Here is a 21098-nt window from a genome sequence, read left to right on the forward strand (position 1 = left end):
TTCTCCAAGGAGTAAATACATTGATAAAAAAATCGACTTTACTTGTAATCAACGAACTCATGGAACGATATAGTGCTTTATTTATATGTAAAAAAGATATTACAAATGCGCTAATAGCAATTTGCAATACCTACCGCCACAACCACAAATTATTGATTTGCGGTAATGGTGGCAGTGCTGCTGATTCCGAGCATATTGTAGGCGAGTTAATGAAAGGATTTTTATTGTCAAGGAAATTAAAACATTCATTATATCAAAAATTAAAAAATCTTTATCCTGAAAATGCTGCATATTTTTTTAACAATTTACAAGAAAGTCTTCCTGCCCTTTCTTTAGTAAATCAAGTTGCCCTAACTACTGCATTTTCTAATGATCAGTCAGCTGATTTAGTATTTGCCCAACAAGTATTAGGACTCGGCAATGAGGGTGATATACTATTAGGAATTAGTACTTCCGGTAACTCTGACAATATTATTTATGCTATGCAAATAGCTAAAGCAAAGCATATGATAACTATCGCTCTCACAGGTAAAACCGGCGGTAAATTACAAAATTTTTCTGATATTTGCATTAAAGTTCCTGAACTAAATACTTACAAAATTCAAGAATTACACCTGCCAATTTATCATGCACTATGTATAGCCATAGAAAATGAATTTTTTACCTAATTGTCATTTTCTTTCACATTTATCATTGGAGCTGTCACATAAACAACATTGACCTTACAAAAATAGTTGCGTGCGACAGCCCCATATGCTCCAAAACAAACATGCCTATTTGTCTTTCATCATTCACCCTTTATAACAATCTTCAATCCCTGCATGCTTATATTCATTTCCATAGCATCGTTAATGTCCGCCAAATTGTATTTATGTGTTAGTAATTCGGTAACCGGTAGTTTGCGTTCCTGTGCTTCTTTCAGAAAATCCATTGCCTGCAGCCAGTCTTTAGCCTGATAAGTCCATGACCCGGTGACTTTTATTTCTTTATTGCAGATATCAAAATGAGGATTGTAGGTGGTTTCACCGTTATTAACGAAAAATCCCAATTCGCACATTGACCCGCCACGTCTCACATAATGCCATATCGTCGACGCCGCTTTAGGTGAGCCTGTGCACTGAAATGCCATTTCCACTCCATACCCGTTTGTCAATTTCTTGACTTTGGCTAAGGCATCTTCTTTCATAAAGTTAATAGTAACTGCAGCTCCCAGTTTCTTAGCCATTGTCAAACGCTTTTCATCTCCATCGACGGCAATGATATTACGCACTCCCATAGTACGCACAGCAGTCAGCAAAAGCAGGCCAATCGGTCCGCAGCCCTGAACCAGAACATATGAACCATGTTTAAAGTCAAATATTTCCTTTGCTTTTTCTATCGCATGAATAATAACGGCCGATGGTTCAATTAATGTTCTTAAATCAACGTCCATATCACTTACATTAAAAATAACACCTCCGGCATTTATCTTCATATATTCACCAAACCATCCGTTGAAATTTCTGTAAGCCGCCTCGCCCGGCAGCAATCCGAAAATTTCACCGTGATCACAAAGATGAATTATCTCAGGATGTTTAGTGCATGTTTCACAGACACCGCATGGTTTTAAACCTGTAACGACCTTATCCCCGATTTTTAATGGTTTACCCGAATAATCCTTGGTGACATTCTTACCAATTTTTACAATTGTTCCTGTCCCTTCATGCCCCAGTTCCACAGGAATATAACCAAATGGATCTCCTTTGTATTCATGAACATCCGTACCGCAAATCCCTACTTGTTCAACTTTTACCAATACCTCATCATCATTAATAGAAGGTACTGGTAATTCCATGATATCGATTTTTTTAGTTCCCGTGAGAACGGCAATTCTTGCCTTTTCCGGAATTGTGCTCATTTCCAAAACTTCCCTTCATACATATGAGATTTTTTTCACTAACTCAATTATAGTATTATTAACTGAAAAGTTCAATATATTATAATTTTAAATTTATTTTTAAAAATAAAGATATTATTAAAATGTTAGACAGCAAAATTTATATATCTGCTATTTAACATTTTTTTCAAAAATCTATTTTATTTTTTTAATCTTAGCAGTAATGCCGCCAAAAAAGCTGTGAATATTATAATCGTTCCTACACTTATAGCATAATTGAAACCACTATACAATGCTTGAGTGTGTACTAATGCAGTATCCAACTGCTGAGAATTCATTAAATAAGAATTTTTACCTGCTGTCATAAGACCGACAAACAACGGCGTTCCCAATGCTGACCCTAATTGCACAAAGGTGTTGATAATTGCCACACCATGTGCCTGGCTGCGTGTTGACAATTGTTGCAGCGCAGTAGACTGAACCGGTGCCCATGCCAAAGCTATGCCAAAATATATACCTGCATCGAGCAAAGCAATTGTCAAAACCGAAGTAGTGACTTGCACCCTGGATAAAATAAATAAAAAAATCCCCATTAAAAATATTCCCAATGGAATTAATGTTTTTCCGCCAAGCCTGTCATACATTCTACCGGATACCGTCGTCATAACGCTGCATACCAGCACCGCAGGAAATAAAATCAATGCTGCCTGAAGTGAAGATAGTCTCAACCCATCTTCAAATAGCATTGGTAAAATTATATTCATAGAAAATTGTACCATTTGAATTATAATAACCAATATAGCACATAAAGTAAAATATGGTTTTGCAAATACCCTGATATTAAGCATTGGTTCTTGTAGTGACAATTGTCTTTTAGCAAAAATTGCTAAGGATAAAACACCTACTATAAAGATCGACGTTATCACAATCATATCGGCACTCGAGGCAATCACACTCATACCATAAACCAACGCTGCAAAACCAGTTGTCGAAAAAATAATTGATAACACATCAATACGCGGATGAGTAATTTTTATCACGCTTTTCAGACAAAACCAGCTGCCTAACATACATGCCGCAATAATCGGCATTAATAATATAAATAATGCCCGCCATGGGAAAAATTGTAATACGATACCGGAAACAATTGGTCCGACTGATGGTCCGACCAAAATGATACATGTACAAATTCCCATAACATAACCGTATTTCTCACGCGGATAAATAGCCAGCGCTGTATCAATCATAATAGGTGCCAGCAACCCGGTTCCCGTAGCCTGCAGCATTCTTGCCAACAACAATACTATGAATACAGGAGCAAAAACAGCCAGAATCGTTCCCGCGAAAAAAAGTCCCATTGCTCCTAAGTATAGCTGTCTGGTCGTAAAAGTATGTATTAAAAAAGCTGAAATTGGAACCATCACTGCTACGGTCAGAACATATCCCGTTGAAAGCCACTGTACTATTGCGGCGGTAACATTCATCTCACGCATGATTGGCGTCAAAGCTACATTTAAAATTGTTTCATTAAAAAGTGATAAAAAACCACCAAGCAATAAAACCAGCATCATTGCTTGGACCGAATATTTGCTATGTTTATCTTGCATACTAATTGCTTCCTTTATATAGACTAGTTGTTATATATTATGCCAAAAAAGATATTATCTCTTTAACTATTTTCTTAATTATTTTTTTAATAAAATTTCAATTTGTTTTGCAGCCAATCCCAATGCAGTTGTATCGTGATGTGTAACAGAAAGTAAAATAGCTCCTTCCATAAGTGATTGGATTACTATACCCAATTGTTCTGCCCGTTCCTTTGGTACCCCACTATCCAATAATTTTTGGGCATAAATATTTTCCAAGGCAGAAAACGATTCACTACAGGCTGTCCGCAATGCTTCACTAGATAAATAAGTTTCCAATGCGACCAGACTCAGCGAAGTGTTTTTTAGTTTTCCATCTTGTTTCAATGCGGTTATCATATCTTTTATGACTGCATTAATTGCCAATATTGGATCGGTATATCGATCTAAACCATCCTTAATTTTTTGCTGGATGGATCTGCCGGCAAATTTAACAGCAGCTACACCAAGTTCTTCTTTTCCCTCGGGAAAGTAATAATATAATGATCCCTTAGGTGACCCGCTTTTTTTAATTATTTCATTCAGACCTGTTGCATAGAATCCCTTGGACTGAAATAAATCTGATGCCGTTCCCACAATCTTTTCACGAGAATTGTTTTTTGCATTCATATATATATTCTCCTTCTATAAAATTAATTATATCAATCGGTCTATATATTATAAAACAATCTCATGCTTATGTAAACAGTTTTATAAAATTACCTTCGATCAATAAACTGATTCACTTCATATTCAAATACCAATCACAGGTTTTTATGATAAAATATATTTATTCCATTTACCGGCAAACATGTTTTATAGGAGTGAACTTTAATTGGAAAAAGAAAACATCACAAAAAAGCTGTATATATTTTTAGTTATTTTATTAGCTGCAGCAGCCGCCGTATCTGTGCAAAACGGCAGTCTGAAACGGGGACAACGAAGATTTAACTCATATATAAACGACATAGGCCGCAGTCCGGACAGTCCACCTTATCTAAGCCTGCATTATCGCATCCGCAAAGCCTACTTTGCTGTGGAACCGCATGAAAAAAATCCCATAGTATTTCTGGGAGACAGTATGACTGATGAAGGTGATTGGGCAAAACTGTTCCCCGACAAAAATGTAGTCAATCGCGGTATAGGTGGAGATACCACACTCGGTGTGCTTAACCGTATTAATCAGATAATAGCACTCAAACCGCCTAAAATATTTTTAATGATCGGCACCAATGATCTTTGTTACAACCGCTCCATATCCGACACCGTAAATAATTATGACGAAATCCTATTTTTATTACATAGAAATTTACCGGGAACAAAAGTATATGTGGAAAGTGTCCTTCCTTTTAATGATGACATTTTCCCATCAGTGTATTTGAGAACAAATGCCGATATAAAATTATTAAATACCTATATAAGAAAATTAGCTAATAAATATAATTATCCTTATCTTGATATAACAGCCCCATTTACAGGCAATGATGGTAAATTACCATCAGATGAGACCATCGACGGGCTTCATCTAAATAAAAAAGGTTATAATATATGGCGCGAACAAATACAAAACTATGTATATGAATAAAAAAATATACTATTCTATATAAAATGGATATTATTTAATTCAAACATAAAATATTTTTTATTAATTTTATTTTAAAGATTTTGCAAGAACGCGCAAAATCTTTTTTTATTACAAATAATTGTATCAGATAAAGCGCTGTATATTTGACAATACATATATGCATATGCTAATATGACAATATTAATATAAATACTTTTAGGGAGATTGATCATGCTGCTACACCATGCACTGCTCGGTTTGCTATCACGTAATTCTATGACCGGTTATCAAATAAAACAAAAATTTGCATCATCAATTGTTTTTTTCTGGGATGCACACATAAGCCAAATTTACCGTGAACTTTCCGGCATGAAGAAAAAAGGCTGGGTCAGTTGCAAAATACAACCCCAAAATGGAAAACCAGATAAAAAAATTTATTCTATCACAGATACCGGCAAAAAAGAATTTTTAAACTGGCTCAGGGATTGTTCAGTCCCATCGTCGGAAACAATAAAAAGTGAATTTTTGACAAAGATTTTTTTTGCCGATAATATGGATATCACTCAGCTGATATATCAATTAAAAAATTTTATAAATAAAAAACAGCACGAACTTGACACTTACAATGACATCAAAAAACATATCTCGGCAAATCTAAATGAGAAAATATGTTTTTTCGGCAATATGACACTTCAGCGTGGCATCAGCTGCTGTACCGCTGATATAAAATGGGCCCAGAAATGTCTTGATGATATTGATAAATACCTGAAAAAACAAGTCAACTTTTAATTACTGTTATCCATTGATTATTTTATAAGGGAGACTTTAAATATGAAAATAGCAGCCATAAATGGCAGCCCGCGAGGTAGAAACAGCAACACACACCAAATGGTAAAATCGTTTTTAGACGGTGCCCGGCAAGCCAATGCCCAAACCGTCAATATTTTTTTAGCAGAAAAACATATTGAACATTGCCGCGGCTGCTTTGCCTGTTGGTTAAAAACACCTGGAAAATGCATTATAAAAGATGACATGGAGGCATTAGTCCAGATATGTACTAATGCAGATATTTTACTTCTGGCTTCACCTCTTTATGTTGACAATATTACAGGACTGATGAAAGATTTTGTAGATCGGTTTATTGTCACTATCGATCCTCATTTCAATAAAGACACTAATGGTGAATGCCGCCACCCCAACAGATTAAATAAAAAATTTCCAAAGTTGATTTTTATGTCGAATTGTGGTTTTGCAGAACATTCTCATTTTCAAGTGGTTTCTCATTGGATCAAGCGAATGGCCTTAAATATGAATACAGAATTGTTATGTGAATTATATACGTCTCAAGGTAGTTTACTGCAAAATAACACACCATGCGTAGAATCAATAATGACTGAATACTTTGATTATATGTCCAAAGCCGGTAAAGAAATCGTAACTGATAAAAAAATTTCTACCGAAACACAACGGGCATTAAATAAAAAGTTTCTACCGGATGATATTTTCATAAAATATCAAAATGATTTCTTTGATGCTGCTTTATCACGACTTCAGCAACAAAGCTGAATATTAATTTCTAATATTGAAGGTGCAATCTCATGTCTATTACGATTTACTATTTGTCGGCAACCGGTAATTCTCTGCATGCAGCCAAAAAATTAGCTGAAAAATTATCACTTTCCGAAACGAACGTATCACTGTATTCAATTCCTGACATTATAAAAGAAACCGCAATTACTCCTAAGGGCAGTGTTGGTTTAGTTATGCCGCTTCATTTTTTTGGCCTGCCAATATTAGTCGAAGAATTTTTATCTAAGTTAGATTTATCAAAAACTGATTATGTTTTCACAGTAATTACCTGCGGTTTTCATTATATAAGCAACGCATTTCATGAATTAAAACAAATCGTCGCAAACAGACATGGTAAATTACATGCCGCGTTTTATGTTGATATGATTTCCATATATTTACCGCTTAATGATTTACCGTCCAGATCTAAAATATTGAAAAAATTATCATCTGCCGATGATAAATTGGACTCTATTGCCGAAAAAATATCATCACACCAAACAGCATCTGCCCATGAATATTTCAATCTTATTTCTAAAATTATTCACAACAGATATAATAACCATCCCGAAAAACTGGATGAACAGTTTACCCTGTCCGGCAATTGTTCTAATTGTGGTTTATGCGCAAAAGTATGTCCGCGGAGCAATATAATTATTGAAACAGGTTCGCTGAAGTGGCTGCACTCTTGTACACAATGCCTTGCTTGCCTGCATATATGTCCGGAAAAATCTATTGAACTCGGTACCCGTACCAAGGGCCGCAAACGCTACCATCATCCTGACATTGAATTAAAAGAACTATTCAGCAAAAGATTTGTTTAATATTAAAATTGAATATGCTGTATTTCAATGGCACAATTTATAAATTGATTTTCGAGGTAAAGATATGATTGTTTCGCAAAAAAAATATGAGTTGACTGACTTTGAATGGCATAATATAGAATCATATTTACCAAAACAATTAAAAAAAGAGCTTGGGCATTCTCATCGACAACTGCGTAAATTAATAAATGCTATTGTCTGGGTCGCACGCAGCGGCTCTGACTGGCAGGATTTGCCGACAAAATTTGGCGACTGGCGCACAGTATATATCAGATTCTTAAAATGGCAGAAAAAGAAATTACTGAATGCTGCTTTTAAAGAGCTTGATGAGTCGATTGATTTGGAAAAGTTGCAATTAAATAGGGAGTGTATAATAAACTGTGTAAATAGGAAAGAAACAGTTTAGATATACACCCCAGTTGGGGAAGTCAAACACATGCGGAGGTAATAAATTTATGTCAAAGAAACAACCCACACGTGGCGAATCCCTGGCTAAAGCGATTATCAGTGAATATAAGCCAAAAAACGTCGAAGATATGCAAAATGCGCTTAAAGATGTTTTTGGGCCTATGTTCGAGGCCATGCTGCATGGTGAAATGGAAAATCATCTCGGCTATGACAACAATGAACGTGGTGAAAAGGAAACCGCCAATCGCCGCAACGGCTACAACCATAAAACTCTCAAAACATCCGCAGGTGAAGTCCCGATTAATGTCCCTCGTGATCGTGACGGTTCTTTTGAGCCGCAGGTTGTGCAGAAGCGGCAGACCGATGTTTCCTCGATTGAGGGCAAGGTGCTTGCTATGTATGCTCGTGGCATGAGCCAGCGTGACATTTCATCGACGATCGACGACATCTATGGATTCAAGCTATCAGCTGGACAAATTTCCAACATCACAGATTGTGTCTTAGATGAATTGAATGAGTGGCAGAATCGACCGCTGAAAGCTTTTTATCCCTTTATCTTTGTGGATTGCATATACGTTTCTATGCGTACGGAGCAGGGCGTTTCTGACCAGGCTGTCTACGTTATTCTGGGGTATGATCTAAACGGCGGGAAAGATGTACTGGGCTTATGGACGGGCGATACAGAAAGCAAGCATCGCTGGATGCAGGTGTTCGATGAAATAAAATCCCGGGGTGTTCAGGACATAGGCTTTATTTCTATGGACGGTGTAAGTGGTCTTGAAGATGGCGCTAAAGCGATCTTCAAAAATGTTGTGGTGCAGCGCTGCATTGTACACCTCATCCGCAACTCTCTGAAATACGTACCCAGTAAGGATTACAAAGCCTTTACAGCGCAGCTAAGGAAAATCTATGGTGCCATCAACCTGAAAGGAGCACAAGCTGCATTTGAACAGTTCTGTGACGCGTGGAGCAAATATCCTGGTGCCATCCGCGTGTGGAAGGATAATTTTCGGCACGTGGAACAGCTTTTTAACTATGGTAGTGATGTGCGTCGGGTTATGTACACGACCAATGCCATAGAAAGCGTTAACTCGAGCTTCCGCAAGGTTACGAAACAGGGCGCTTTCAGCAATGAAACAGCTATTTTTAAAGTGTTTTATTTACGGATTAAGGAACTTTACCAAAAATGGCGCGGTCACTCCATTCGCAATTGGGCCATGGTGATGAATCAGCTGGTTATTGACGAACGGATCGGCACCATGGTACAAAAATATCAGGCTTCAACTTAAAATCATTTACACACTTTACTTGACAATCCCATTAAATATACATTCCGGCAGTGAACTGCTCTGGTGCCACATTCCATTTTTTTAATACCATCTATACAAAGGAGTATTATAAAGATGTCTAAACTACCCGGTCTTAATGGTATAAGGGCTTGTGCCTGTCTCATGATTATCCTGCATCATCTTTCCCAGACATATAATACATCCTTCACAAATCCCGACATTGAATTCATCCACCACCTATGCCTGTCTTCACTGCAGTCATGTGTGACTATTTTTTTTGTGTTGAGCGGTGCATTATTATCACGAAGATTTTGGCTTCAATATCTTGACGATAAAGTAATGCCGAATCTTCATGTCTTCTTTATCCGCCGGGCCGCGCGAATAATCCCGGCGTTTTACTCAGTCCTGGCTATTACATTTCTTTTAGAATTGTTTATCATTCCTGAACAACCAAATAGGTTTTTAAGATTTTTCAGTGCTTTTACCTTTTTATCCGGTTTCAACTACAAAACATTTTTTCCTACAATGCTGGATGGTCCATTATGGTCAATAAGTTTTGAGGTTGTTACCTATATTTTGCTGCCTGTATTCATGTTCGGATTATTTTTCTCCCAAAAACATTATAAACATCACGCGGTATTTTACTGGATTCTGGCATTAATCACAGTATTGTTAATTAATAATGTCATTCAAATATACTGCCAACCAGATGATATAAATCGCGGCTGGCAGTATGGTATAGTAGGTGGTGCAAAGTATTGGATGCCTAACTATAATCCTATAGGCTTCTTTGCCCAATATATGCTGGGTATAGCGGCAGCAGGCATAACCATATGGCTTGAACGTGCCTCAAAAATACGTGGATATATGCAAAAGCATAATTTATTCGATATTTTATCTCTATTAGGCATATCTGCTTACATTATCATGTTGTTTTTCTTTTCAACTATACCTGAATTTGCTATCAGTATGCAAAACCAGCCTTATCATTATCCGCTTTTTTCCGGCTGTGCCGCTCTTATTATCACAGTGATGCCGCTTTCAAAACATATTGGTCATTTATTTGACAATCCATTTTTTTCTTATACAGCCAAAATTTCCTTTGGTCTTTATATCTGGCATTACATCTTTGTTGCCGCGATATTTTACTCTGGCGCGACAAGGGGAACCGGCAACATTACCGATTGGTTTATAGGAAGTTTGGTAGTTATAATAGCAGCTTATACTGTGGCTTCTTTATCTTGGTTTTTACTGGAAAAACCTATTTTAGACAGAGTAAAAAATTACTGTCACTGATTTCTCACCTCGTTATATTGCTTTGGATCATCCGGCACGGGTGCAGAAATAATAAAACAAAAATTACAAATTTGAAATATAAAATCCATCTGATATAATTATTTATATGAGATGGATTGATGTTTAAAATAGGTAAATTTTCGAAGTTGGCACAAATATCTGTACGCATGTTAAGATACTACGATAAAGTAGGGCTTTTCAAACCCGCCCAAATCGATAAATGGACGGATCATCGCAGATATCCCGTTGAGCAAATTTCTATACGGTCATGCAATTCATTATGATCAAAGCTATGAAAAATCCAACCACACTTAAACACGCAAGGAGTGAGTAAATGCACTTCGTGACAGCAAAAAGCATACTATCTTCAAAGAACGGAATGAATTTGTATCGTGGTTGTTCCCACGGATGCATTTATTGTGATTCCAGGAGCAGGTGTTATCATATTGACCACGCTTTTGAAAATATTGAAGTTAAGGAAAATGCACTTGATTTGCTAAATTATGCCCTCGCACATAAACGAAAAAAATGTATGATAGGTACCGGCTCCATGACCGATCCCTATATCCCTTTAGAAATAGAACTAAAGAATGTCAGAAAGGCCTTGCATTTGATATATGAGCAGGGATTTGGATTCACAGTAATTACGAAATCAAACCGTATTTTACGGGACTTAGATCTTTTGCAGAAGATAAATAATAAAGCAAAATGCGTTGTACAAATGACACTGACTACTTATGATGAAGATTTATGCAGAAAAATCGAACCTAATGTGTGTACAACAAGGGAACGTTTTGAGGTTTTGAAAAAATTATATGATATTGGGATACCCACCATTGTATGGTTATGTCCTATTTTACCTTTTATTAACGATACCAAAGACAATATTTCCGGTATCTTAGATATGTGTATTGAGGCCAAGGTTCGTGGCATTATCTGTTTCGGTATGGGATTGACACTTAGAGAAGGAAATAGGGAATATTTTTACCGTCAACTGGATTTGAATTTTCCTCGCATGAAAGAAAAATATATACGAATCTACGGAAACCAGTATGAAATAAACAGTCCTGACAATAGTATCTTAATGAAACTGTTTCATCAAAAATGCAAGCAACACGGTATACTACACGACAACAGGAAAATATTTGACTATTTGAATGCATTTGAAGAAAAACACTCTGCCAAACAGCTAAGCTTATTCGACTGATATCATAATCCTTGACATAACAGCAAGCATTATCAAATTAATAATTTTCTTAGAAGAAGTTCCATATTATAAAAATGAAGTCTACAGGGTGTTACCCAGACACACCCGTTTTTTAATGTACTATGAGGTGAATATAGATGAAAGCATATCAGATAAAGATAGAGTTGGTTGATTCGAAACCACTTATTTGGCGCAGGGTCATTATCCCGGCAGATGTCACCTTTAAGCGGCTGCATGACACGATCCAGTTTGCTATGGATTGGTGGGACAGCCATTTATATGAGTTTGAATTCCCGCAGGAAAAGCTTCGCATCACAAATGATAAAGAAGCCTATGAAGCGTTTAAGTTCTATCAAAAAAAATTTAAGGGAAAGACACTGACCAAGCACAATGATCCACACGGGTTTATTGCCCGGACATTGGAGACAGTTATAAGGCAGCCACAGACCATTAAAATTGATCGATATCTGGAGGAATATAAAACACTTACTTATATTTACGATTTCGGCGATGACTGGCAACACCAAATAAAACTTGAAAAAATCATTGCTGAATATCAATTTGGCTATCCGACAATTCTAGAGGGTGAGGGTGCTTGTCCACCTGAGGACGTAGGCGGGATTCCTGGATATGAGAAATTTCTCCGTGTCTGGAACGATCCTAAGCATCCCGATCATGAAGAAATGCACCAATGGGGCGAAAGTCAACATTACCGGGATTTTGATATTGCTTTTGAAAACAACCTGCTTAAAACCTGCTTAAAGATTAAAACGATGAAATGAGGCAGGCGTAAATCAGCCGACTTGCATCTTATTCCCAAAATATCTCCGCTCTTAAAAGGACAAACAATCGCGTAGCGATGGTGAGCTGCATCCTTATAGGGTAATTCTATTTATGCGATAGTCCCATTTAAATATCTCTGTCTGAAATATAGATACACTTGACTTAAGTGAATCTATTTATTATGCTTTTCGAAATTTCATTCTAAATAGTACCAGTAATTAATTTTTATTTGCAGAACCCGATAGGCTAATGTAATTTCTTATAGTTATAATACTTTCCCTTTCAGTTTTCGTTATTAAATCGAAAAAGTTGATGGCAGGGTCTTTTTCTAGGGCTTTTTTAGCAGCATCAGTATTTGCCGTCATAAAATCACCCCCTACATTAATTTTATTGATACCATATTTGACACATGTTAAAATATTTTTCTCTCCTGAACCAGAACCACCATGCAATACCAAAGGTATATTTACCAATGACTTTATTTTCTGCAGACGTTCAAAATCAAAATCAGGAATCATTCCATCCGGATATATGCCATGTGATGATCCAATGGATATTGCTAATGCGTCTATATCAGTGCTTTTTATAAACCTTTCAGCCTCGTCTGGGTCTGTATACATAGAATTGCTTGTATAATTTTCTCCAGCTACTGCACCAATACAGCCAATTTCTCCTTCAACACTTACTCCTCTTGAATGTGCATAGTTAACAATACCTTTGGTTATGGTTATATTCTCTTCTAATCCATAACGCGAAGCATCTACCATCACAGAAGAAAAACCATCATCAATTGCTTTTTTTATATCAATAACTTCTTGACCATGATCAAAATTTAAAGCCACATTTATTTTAGATCTATATGCAAGTGTTTTAACGATAGGTGTTATCAGTTCACTGTCACAATGTTGTAAAAGATGATCATTGTATATATCAATTATGATAGGAGCGTTTTCTTGTTCTGCGGCAGTTATTACACTCCGTACTGTTTCTAAATTAAAACAGTTAATTGCCATAACAGCATAGTTTTCAGCATTTGCTTTTTCGAGCATATTTTTCATAGAAACGTACATTGTATTACTTCCCCCTCGAATTTCATTTGATTTGTATGTCACCTAAGTCGAGCTCTGCTTCTTCTTCCTCTATAGGTTCTTCTTCGACAGCATCCTTTTTTAATAAAGTAAGCAAAGCTGCCGTGATGACTGTTCCAATCCCAAGTGCTATAAGGAATCCTATTGGATTATTCATTGCAGGGACGATAAACATTCCCCCTGAGGGAACAGGTGATTGTACACCCAATAACATAATGATAGCTCCACCAACAGCTGCACCTGCCGAACAGGAAAATACAACACGTAAAGGATCTACTGCGGCTATTGGAATTACTCCTTCGGTAATCATGCAGATCCCCAGGGGAAAAGCAATTTTGATGTTATCAGATTCACCTTTGCTATATCTTTTTTTACGCATTAACCATGAAAGAGTTACACCAAACGGCGGTATCATGGATGCACATATTTTTATTGCTTCTGGTCCGCATACTCCCTGCAATAATAAACCATCAGCAAATAATGAAGCGACCTTATTAACCGGCCCGCCAAAATCAAATGCAGCCATCGCTCCCATTATTGCGCCAAATAATGCGGCTGAACCGCCTTGCATATTTTGCAGCATATCCGTAAGAGCAAAAGATGCTGCAGCCACAGGTCCGCCAATTATGAAGAACATTATAAAACCAATAATAACTGATGCCAGCAGTGGTAGAATAAGCATTGGCATTAAGGCCTGAGCCCAATTGGGAACCTTGACAACTTTTTTGAGAAAGTTTACACACCAGCCAGCCAAATACCCTCCAAGCATCCCACCAAAAAAACCAGCACCGATAGCATTAGCAATCATGCCCATTAAGAGTCCGGGAGCTATTCCGGGCCTGTCTGCAATAGAATACGCAATTGCAGCTGACATAATTGCCGGTATAAGCTGCATACCATAAACGCCGAGCGTGACCGCTGCCTGCCATATAGAATAAGAACCTTTATAATTTGAAATCAAAGACGGATTACCACCAAAAATATTTCCTATTGCAATTAGTAAACCTGAAGCTACAACAAGCGGCAGCATATAAGATACTCCTGTCATTGCATGACGTTTTAGTTCACTTAATCTAAGTTCATTTACCATTTATTTTGCCTCCTTTTACGTTAAGCCAAGTTCAGCTTGAATTTTGTTAATAAGTCCTTTAGGAGATTTAATTACAACACTGGTTGGAACTTCAACAATTCTTTTGCCTGTGAAACGTTCTGTTCCATTGATTTTAATATCGGCAGCGATGATGACTACATCAGCAGCAGATATGTCATTGGCAGTTAATTTATTTTCTGTACCTATCGTACCCTGCGTTTCAATATGAATATTGTGTCCCAATGCTTTTCCGGCCTTCATTAATTTTTCTTTAGCAATATAAGTATGGGCGATACCAGAGGTACATGCAGCAACACCGACTATATTCATCACTATCTTCCCCTTTACTCAGTAAAAACACTTTACTTTATCACTATCATTAAATAAGGCTATTTTTTCTTCAATGGTATTTCGACACATACGAATGCAAGATGGATAAATTACATTTGGTTCACGTTCAAATCCTTTTTCTTGCAAATATTTTTCTATCCCTTTCATAAAGCTGAATTTAATATCACTTGATATATTAATTTTGCAAATTCCTCTTTTTATGGATTCAGCGATTTCGCTGTCTGAATTACTCGAACCGCCATGTAAAACCAAAGGTATATCAACAATGTTTTTGATTTCTGATAATAATTCTAGTTTTAGTTTTGGTACAAAACCTTTCGGATAAATACCATGTGCCGTGCCGATAGCTACAGCTAAAGAATCAACTTCTGTTTTTTCCACAAAAATTTTTACATCAGTCGGTTTAGTATAAACTATATGAGTAGTACCGCCTTCTATGGAGTCACCTGTTTGTCCTATAGTGCCCAATTCACCTTCAACTGATACTCCAACAGAATGAGCTGCATCTGCAACTTTTTTAGTCAAAGCAATATTTTCTGTAAAAGGCAGCAGCGAACCATCAATCATCACCGAAGTGAATCCCAACTGGATAGCATGGATGCATTGCTCATAGGTTGCACCATGGTCGAGATGTATTACCACCGGTATTCTAGTATGGTTGGCTTCATAAATAACACTGCTTATAAAACTGTCTCTTAAAAATTTCAACTCATCAGGATGAATTGCCATGATAACCGGTGCTTGTTTTTCTTCAGCACTTTCCATCATAGCTGTAAGTAACTGCCCTGTTCCGGCATTAAAAGCAGGAACGGCAAACTTATTTTTTTGAGCTGTTTCAAGCATTTCTTTCATAGTAATTAACATAAATAAAAACCCCTTTTATATTTATATATTAAACAATTGTTTAATTAGCGCTGATTAAAATATCAATTCATTTCCTGTGACAACAATCTTATTATTTCTGTTTTGTCATTTGTTTTTAACAGCTTATCCAATGTAGCATCATCTGCCAGTGCCATTGCTACTTGGGATAATAGTTTTAAATGCACTGTGGTTTTATCTACATTACGTACGGCAAATAGAATCACTACATGTACTGGTTCGTCATCCGGACTTTCCCACGCCAGATCATTTTTAGTTCTTCCAAATGCTATAGATGTTATTTTTACAGCATCAGATTTACCATGTGGAATAGCAATATGATTTCCTATTCCTGTTTGTCCCTCATTTTCTCTAAGATAAACATCATCTACAAAAGCCTTACAGTCAATGATATGTCCTTCTTTGTAGAGACTGTTGGTTAATTCTTCTATTGCCTCTCTTTTGTTAACTGATTTCATATCCAAATCAATAAGACGTTCATTAAAAATTTCTCCAACTCCGGCTATATCCATTAAAAGGCCCCCATATTACTTGTTTTCTAATATCCAATAATAAATTTTTTTTATAACGTCTTCAGATAACTCATTTTTATTAGGCAGATAGACATTTATATTTTTATCATAGCTGCCCTCGGAAATCACAGTATTATGAATCTCAACTCTCGTTTTCGCCATTAGACTATTTTCATAAACTGTTACATGAAGATATGGTGTTATAGTACACTGTGCTATGCACATATTATCTATACTTTTCTTTGTATATACATTTTCATTTTGTTTATAAAAACAGCCTTTTGAAAAATCTTTTTTGTCATTGTCAGGCATAGGAAACTGTTTCATAAAAGATTTTTGCAGATTTTGGGCATCAGTTTCATTAAACAATGCACTCACATACGCAATTGGAATATTTGTTTTTATATTTAATTTTACGGTGGCAATAATTAAATCAATCTGTTTATTTATAATAATATTGTCAATTTGCTTAGCCGAAATTACATCTACAATGTGCCATTCCGGAAAATACTTTGCAATGCGTTTTTTTAGGAGATGTGATGTACCTATACCACTGGAGCAAACAATAACAACATTCCTTTTGTTTATGATTTCTTCTACAGCGTTTTGAAAATATACAGCTAGATAAGCTATTTCATCTTCACTCACCATTGGCAGCTCATATTTAATTTGTATTTTAAGCATAATGAGTTTTAGTAAAATCATAGTTTCGGGAAATTCAGATTTGACTTGATCCAAAATAGGATTTTTAATATAAATTTTATAGTTTATACGATTCAGCATAGGTCTTAAATGTAGTAATAGTGCTTTATATAGGCTTTGACTGAAAGCAAATTTTAAAGGATATATTTTTAGGCTCATTTCGATAATATCGGCAGCGATCGTCTGGACATCATCATTAAGAGAATTATTTGAATCAGCCACGCTGCCTATTCCACCTGAAGATGTCAGATATTGATAAATGTAAAAAGTCTCAGCAGAATTCAAAGAAACTTTAAAATCGTTTTCTATATACTGCCGCATTGATTTTGCCGCTATATAAAATTTACTGTCATAATTAGGCGAATCTGAATTAAATTCAGAAAATACAGTTTTATTATGTTGTATTCGTCCTATTAGTATCAAAATATGGGTTACAAGATTTATATAATAAGGTTCAATAATTTTATAATCCAAAAAGCTTTCTATTTTTTCAATCATATTTTCTACTTTTTTTACATTATCCTGACCAAAATGCTGCTCAAGTTCTCGTAATGTGTCATAATCTATTCGTGAATAGTTGTTTAGTAGATTGGTTTCATTCGTTTTTACAAATTGATTAATCATATCCACCAATGCACGGCGTATATTTGTCTCGGAACCAGCTAAGGATGTTCCTTTAACATCTTTATGCAGGTTTAGATCATATGGGGCTATTTGTGTTTCAATCATTTGCAGGTCATTCACAATAGATGTTTTACTTACAAAATATTTATCAGACAAACCTTGAATAGATAAATGCATCTGTTTCCCTTCAAGCAGCTCAAATAATATTTTCATACGACGTTCCTTGGTAGATATACTGCTGCCTTGTTTTTGATTTAATATATCATTTACAAGGTATTTTTGCGTATCAGCTATTTTTATTCCTTTACCTGTTATTTTTTCTATTGTGATGCCCCGGCTTTCCCAATAATTTAAATCATTACGAATGGTCTTATCAGAACATGATAAGTTTTTTGCGAAAACTTTAACGGGTGTAAAATCATCAGTCTCCAATAAGTATTTTATAAGTAATCTTTGTCTGTTATATAAGTCTTCCATCTGACCTCCCCCTGTTCTTTTTGTATTTTTATAATAACATTTTTTTAATATTGCAAAAATACCAAAATGTTTCTACAATATATTCCATAAATTAGTATACTATTTTTTCTATGAGTAATATGGAAACTTGTGATATACCTTGGTTAATAAATAAACCTTGGCAGATATAAACGCCAAGGTTTTTACAACAATTTATAAATTTCATTTAGCCTGATATAAAAGTTCTATTTACGCCCTTTATCAAACATATTGTAAATATTAATTTTCAATATGTTTATTTCGATAAATATTTTCCCTATATAGTTGAGTCTGGTATCATAAAAATCATGACTATACTTTAGTGATTTAAAATGACGGCAAAAACGGCTTAATTGACTATTGACAACTAAGGCAACAAGTACCTTTTCAGCATATATACACATGAAAATTATACAAAATGGCTTACACTCTCATATTTTCATCTTACTCAAATACCCTCCCACTGACCTTCACCAAATGCGTTACTATCCTCATCCCATTTCACATATCTCCAGTCTTTACCATAATTTCTGTACGTATACTTTTCAACCTAATTTATAAATACGGCCCGAACCGCAATTTTCTTCTCTAATAAGCCTTGCTCCATAAAGTATTACACTACCATAATCATATTTTCACCTACTTTAATTTTATAATTTTACCATGATATTCATTTATTGTTACGTATTTGAAAAATACATAAGCATCAGACCTTTTTATAATCTTAATGAACCGGTTCAATCGGCTGGTATATATCCAATTCACAATAATTATCTGCTGCTATATTGCTATCAATTAATTCAAATCTAAATGGAACCGAAAAACGATATCCTGAATTATAAATCCATTTGTTATACATATGCACCAATAATCGTCCTATCTTTCGCCCATTAAGATCTTCCGGGCGAAAAAATCCGACAAAACGAAAAACAACATATTTACCTGCAGGGACTTCAATTCCAGACATTCCTTCAGGTATATACTGTAAATTTTCTACCTGTGTTGCAGGCATATAATAGATATAGCCATTTTTGCTATTGCTCCAGTCAGTATACCCATAATATATATTTTCATTTAAGACATTTTTTATTTTTTGCCGCTCACCATAAAAAAATTTCTTTCCAAGTTCGTTTGCTGCACGATCACCTGACTTATACATAATTTTAGTTTTCGGTCCTATCAAATATGTTTTTGGTCTAAACACAAAAAAAGGTTTATAAATTGCTGAATTTTCTACTCCGTAAATATCATTTATGTTCATTTTTTCAATAATCCGCAATGACACCTTTCTGCGACGTGCCTGCTGAGGTGTACAATTGAAACTTTGCTTAAAAGCACGAATGTATGACTGCTCATATTCAAAACCATATTTTAATGCGATATCTAAAATACGCAAGTTACTGTACATTAAATCAGATATACTCTCTGACAACTTTCTTGCATGAACATAGTCCATTAATGTTTCTCCGGTAAGTGCTCTGAACATACGATGTAAATGATACTTCGATATTAAGCTATGCGTTGCTATTTTATCCAGATTAAGCTTTCCTGTAATATTTTTTTCTATAAATGAAAGGCAACGGTTAATTGTGCTTTTTGTATCAACCATAGCTACGACTCCTAACAGTTATTTTGACTTTTAAATCTTACGAAGTACCAATACAGCATTTTGCCCGCCAAACCCAAAAGAATTTGTTAATGCAGTAGAACATTTCTGATGTCGTCCATTATTGGGAACATAATCTAAATCACAATCCGGGTCTTTCGTTTTATAATTAATCGTCGGCGGCAAATACTGCTCTTGTATCGCTTTTGCCGTTAATATAGTTTCGATACCTCCTGCCGCTCCCAGTAAATGTCCTGTCATTGATTTTGTCGAGCTTATTGCTATTTTTCTTGCATAGTCAGCAAAAATCATTTTTATTGCCGCAGATTCATTTTTGTCACCTAAAAGTGTCGATGTTGCATGTGCATTTATATAATCAACTTCATTCGGTACAATTTCTGCATCAGCCAGTGCACTTCTCATGCAGTCAGCTATTCCCTCTGGTTTATTAGCTGTAATATGAAAAGCATCGTTATTACAACCATATCCAATTATTTCTGCTATTATATTCGCTCCACGGCCACGGGCATGTTCCAATTCTTCTAAAACAATTATTGCCGCACCTTCACCTATAACAAATCCATCTCGCAAAAGATCAAACGGGCGACTTGCAAGTGATGCTTCTTCCACTTGTGACATAACTTTCATTGCCGTGAAACCTGCTATAGTCAACTCAGTGATTGGTGCTTCTGCTCCTCCAGCCAGCATAAAATCCATTTTATCATCACGAATCAATTGATATGCATCACCAATAGCGTTATTTGAGGACGCACACGCGGTAACAATACATTCGGAAAAACCTTCCAGACCATATTTTATCGCAATTTGCCCATTCGCCATATTAGGAAGCATCATTGGAATAAGGAAAGGACTGATTCTATTGATACCTTTATTTTGTAAAATTGCATATTGCCTCTCAATCGTTCCTATGCCGCCAATACCAGTACCAATAATAGAACCTGCTCTTCTTCTGTCTATATCAGTCATATCAAAACTACTATCATTCATGGCTAAATCAGCAGCAGCTAAAGCATATTGTATAAATAAATCCATATGATTCGCATTTTTTTTACTAATAAAATCCTGTGCATTGAACATCTTTATTTCCGCGGCATTTTTACATGGAAATTTTTCTATATCAATTTTTTCAATTCGGCTAATACCAGATATACCTTTTTTTATTTTTTCCCAGATTTCGGATACACCAACACCTTGTGAAGTAATTGCTCCCATGCCTGTAATAACAACTCTCCGCTTTATCATTCTTTAACCCCATTCATTACTAAATTTAATAAAAACCCTTATCG

Annotated in this window: 22 protein-coding genes; 11 read left to right on the forward strand and 11 right to left on the reverse strand. The window is 35.7% G+C overall.

Annotated elements, in window-relative coordinates; all coding sequences use genetic code 11:
• Positions 1–20 precede the first annotated feature (20 nt).
• Positions 21–668 carry a D-sedoheptulose-7-phosphate isomerase gene (locus tag F8M42_RS12045; RefSeq protein ID WP_182186921.1) on the forward strand — a complete coding sequence of 216 codons (648 nt, stop codon included), beginning with the start codon at positions 21–23 and terminating at the stop codon, positions 666–668.
• A gap of 119 nt (positions 669–787) precedes the next feature.
• Here F8M42_RS12045 and F8M42_RS12050 read toward each other — a convergent pair whose 3' ends face one another.
• The 3 genes from F8M42_RS12050 to F8M42_RS12060 form a co-directional block, all read right to left on the reverse strand.
• Positions 788–1897 carry a zinc-dependent alcohol dehydrogenase gene (locus F8M42_RS12050; protein ID WP_182186923.1) on the reverse strand — a complete coding sequence of 370 codons (1110 nt, stop codon included), beginning with the start codon at positions 1895–1897 and terminating at the stop codon, positions 788–790.
• Positions 1898–2076: 179 nt separating this feature from the next.
• A complete protein-coding gene (locus F8M42_RS12055; protein WP_182186924.1) occupies positions 2077–3483 on the reverse strand; it encodes an MFS transporter in 1407 nt (468 codons plus the stop codon).
• A gap of 78 nt (positions 3484–3561) precedes the next feature.
• A complete protein-coding gene (locus F8M42_RS12060) occupies positions 3562–4131 on the reverse strand; it encodes a TetR/AcrR family transcriptional regulator (RefSeq protein ID WP_182186926.1) in 570 nt (189 codons plus the stop codon).
• Positions 4132–4336: 205 nt separating this feature from the next.
• Here F8M42_RS12060 and F8M42_RS12065 point away from each other — a divergent pair, with 205 nt between their 5' ends.
• The 10 genes from F8M42_RS12065 to F8M42_RS12110 all read left to right on the forward strand — a co-directional run bounded on the left by F8M42_RS12065 (position 4337) and on the right by F8M42_RS12110 (position 12440).
• Complete coding sequence (locus F8M42_RS12065) at positions 4337–5086, forward strand: GDSL-type esterase/lipase family protein (protein WP_182186928.1); 750 nt, start codon at positions 4337–4339, stop codon at positions 5084–5086.
• A gap of 210 nt (positions 5087–5296) precedes the next feature.
• Positions 5297–5854 (forward strand): PadR family transcriptional regulator, encoded by a 558-nt coding sequence (locus F8M42_RS12070; protein ID WP_182186930.1) that lies wholly within the window; start codon positions 5297–5299, stop codon positions 5852–5854.
• 42 nt (positions 5855–5896) lie between these two features.
• Positions 5897–6631 carry a flavodoxin family protein gene (locus tag F8M42_RS12075; RefSeq protein ID WP_182186932.1) on the forward strand — a complete coding sequence of 245 codons (735 nt, stop codon included), beginning with the start codon at positions 5897–5899 and terminating at the stop codon, positions 6629–6631.
• A gap of 32 nt (positions 6632–6663) precedes the next feature.
• The gene (locus tag F8M42_RS12080) at positions 6664–7458 is read left to right on the forward strand and encodes an EFR1 family ferrodoxin (protein ID WP_182186934.1); all 795 of its coding nucleotides are present in this window, start codon (positions 6664–6666) and stop codon (positions 7456–7458) included.
• Between the two features lie 64 nt (positions 7459–7522).
• The gene (locus F8M42_RS12085; RefSeq protein ID WP_182186936.1) at positions 7523–7864 is read left to right on the forward strand and encodes a transposase; all 342 of its coding nucleotides are present in this window, start codon (positions 7523–7525) and stop codon (positions 7862–7864) included.
• Positions 7865–7913: 49 nt separating this feature from the next.
• The gene (locus F8M42_RS12090; RefSeq protein WP_182185656.1) at positions 7914–9155 is read left to right on the forward strand and encodes an IS256 family transposase; all 1242 of its coding nucleotides are present in this window, start codon (positions 7914–7916) and stop codon (positions 9153–9155) included.
• Between the two features lie 114 nt (positions 9156–9269).
• Positions 9270–10451: an acyltransferase family protein gene (locus F8M42_RS12095; protein ID WP_182186938.1), complete on the forward strand. Its 1182-nt coding sequence runs from the start codon at positions 9270–9272 to the stop codon at positions 10449–10451.
• A gap of 167 nt (positions 10452–10618) precedes the next feature.
• On the forward strand, positions 10619–10735 hold the full coding sequence (locus tag F8M42_RS12100) for a MerR family transcriptional regulator (RefSeq protein ID WP_229711567.1): 117 nt from the start codon (positions 10619–10621) through the stop codon (positions 10733–10735).
• A 50-nt stretch (positions 10736–10785) separates the two neighbouring features.
• Complete coding sequence (locus F8M42_RS12105) at positions 10786–11658, forward strand: SPL family radical SAM protein (RefSeq protein ID WP_182186942.1); 873 nt, start codon at positions 10786–10788, stop codon at positions 11656–11658.
• A 137-nt stretch (positions 11659–11795) separates the two neighbouring features.
• Complete coding sequence (locus F8M42_RS12110; RefSeq protein ID WP_182186943.1) at positions 11796–12440, forward strand: plasmid pRiA4b ORF-3 family protein; 645 nt, start codon at positions 11796–11798, stop codon at positions 12438–12440.
• 219 nt (positions 12441–12659) lie between these two features.
• Here the strand turns inward: F8M42_RS12110 and F8M42_RS12115 are convergent, their stop codons facing one another.
• From F8M42_RS12115 to fabF, 8 genes are all read right to left on the reverse strand, one after another.
• Positions 12660–13511 carry a class II fructose-bisphosphate aldolase gene (locus F8M42_RS12115; protein ID WP_182186944.1) on the reverse strand — a complete coding sequence of 284 codons (852 nt, stop codon included), beginning with the start codon at positions 13509–13511 and terminating at the stop codon, positions 12660–12662.
• 22 nt (positions 13512–13533) lie between these two features.
• Complete coding sequence (locus F8M42_RS12120; protein WP_182186945.1) at positions 13534–14619, reverse strand: PTS fructose transporter subunit IIC; 1086 nt, start codon at positions 14617–14619, stop codon at positions 13534–13536.
• Positions 14620–14634: 15 nt separating this feature from the next.
• On the reverse strand, positions 14635–14949 hold the full coding sequence (locus tag F8M42_RS12125; protein ID WP_182186947.1) for a PTS fructose transporter subunit IIB: 315 nt from the start codon (positions 14947–14949) through the stop codon (positions 14635–14637).
• A gap of 18 nt (positions 14950–14967) precedes the next feature.
• Entirely contained in the window at positions 14968–15834 is an 867-nt protein-coding gene (locus F8M42_RS12130; protein WP_182186949.1) for a ketose-bisphosphate aldolase, read from the reverse strand.
• A gap of 62 nt (positions 15835–15896) precedes the next feature.
• Entirely contained in the window at positions 15897–16364 is a 468-nt protein-coding gene (locus F8M42_RS12135) for a PTS sugar transporter subunit IIA (protein WP_182186951.1), read from the reverse strand.
• 15 nt (positions 16365–16379) lie between these two features.
• The gene (locus tag F8M42_RS12140) at positions 16380–18167 is read right to left on the reverse strand and encodes a BglG family transcription antiterminator (RefSeq protein ID WP_182186953.1); all 1788 of its coding nucleotides are present in this window, start codon (positions 18165–18167) and stop codon (positions 16380–16382) included.
• Positions 18168–18909: 742 nt separating this feature from the next.
• The gene (locus F8M42_RS12145; protein WP_182186955.1) at positions 18910–19794 is read right to left on the reverse strand and encodes a helix-turn-helix domain-containing protein; all 885 of its coding nucleotides are present in this window, start codon (positions 19792–19794) and stop codon (positions 18910–18912) included.
• Between the two features lie 30 nt (positions 19795–19824).
• Entirely contained in the window at positions 19825–21051 is a 1227-nt protein-coding gene (fabF, locus tag F8M42_RS12150) for a beta-ketoacyl-ACP synthase II (RefSeq protein WP_182188747.1), read from the reverse strand.
• Positions 21052–21098 lie beyond the last annotated feature (47 nt).

The organism is Pectinatus frisingensis, from assembly GCF_014076555.1.
Classification (GTDB): domain Bacteria; phylum Bacillota; class Negativicutes; order Selenomonadales; family Selenomonadaceae; genus Pectinatus; species Pectinatus frisingensis.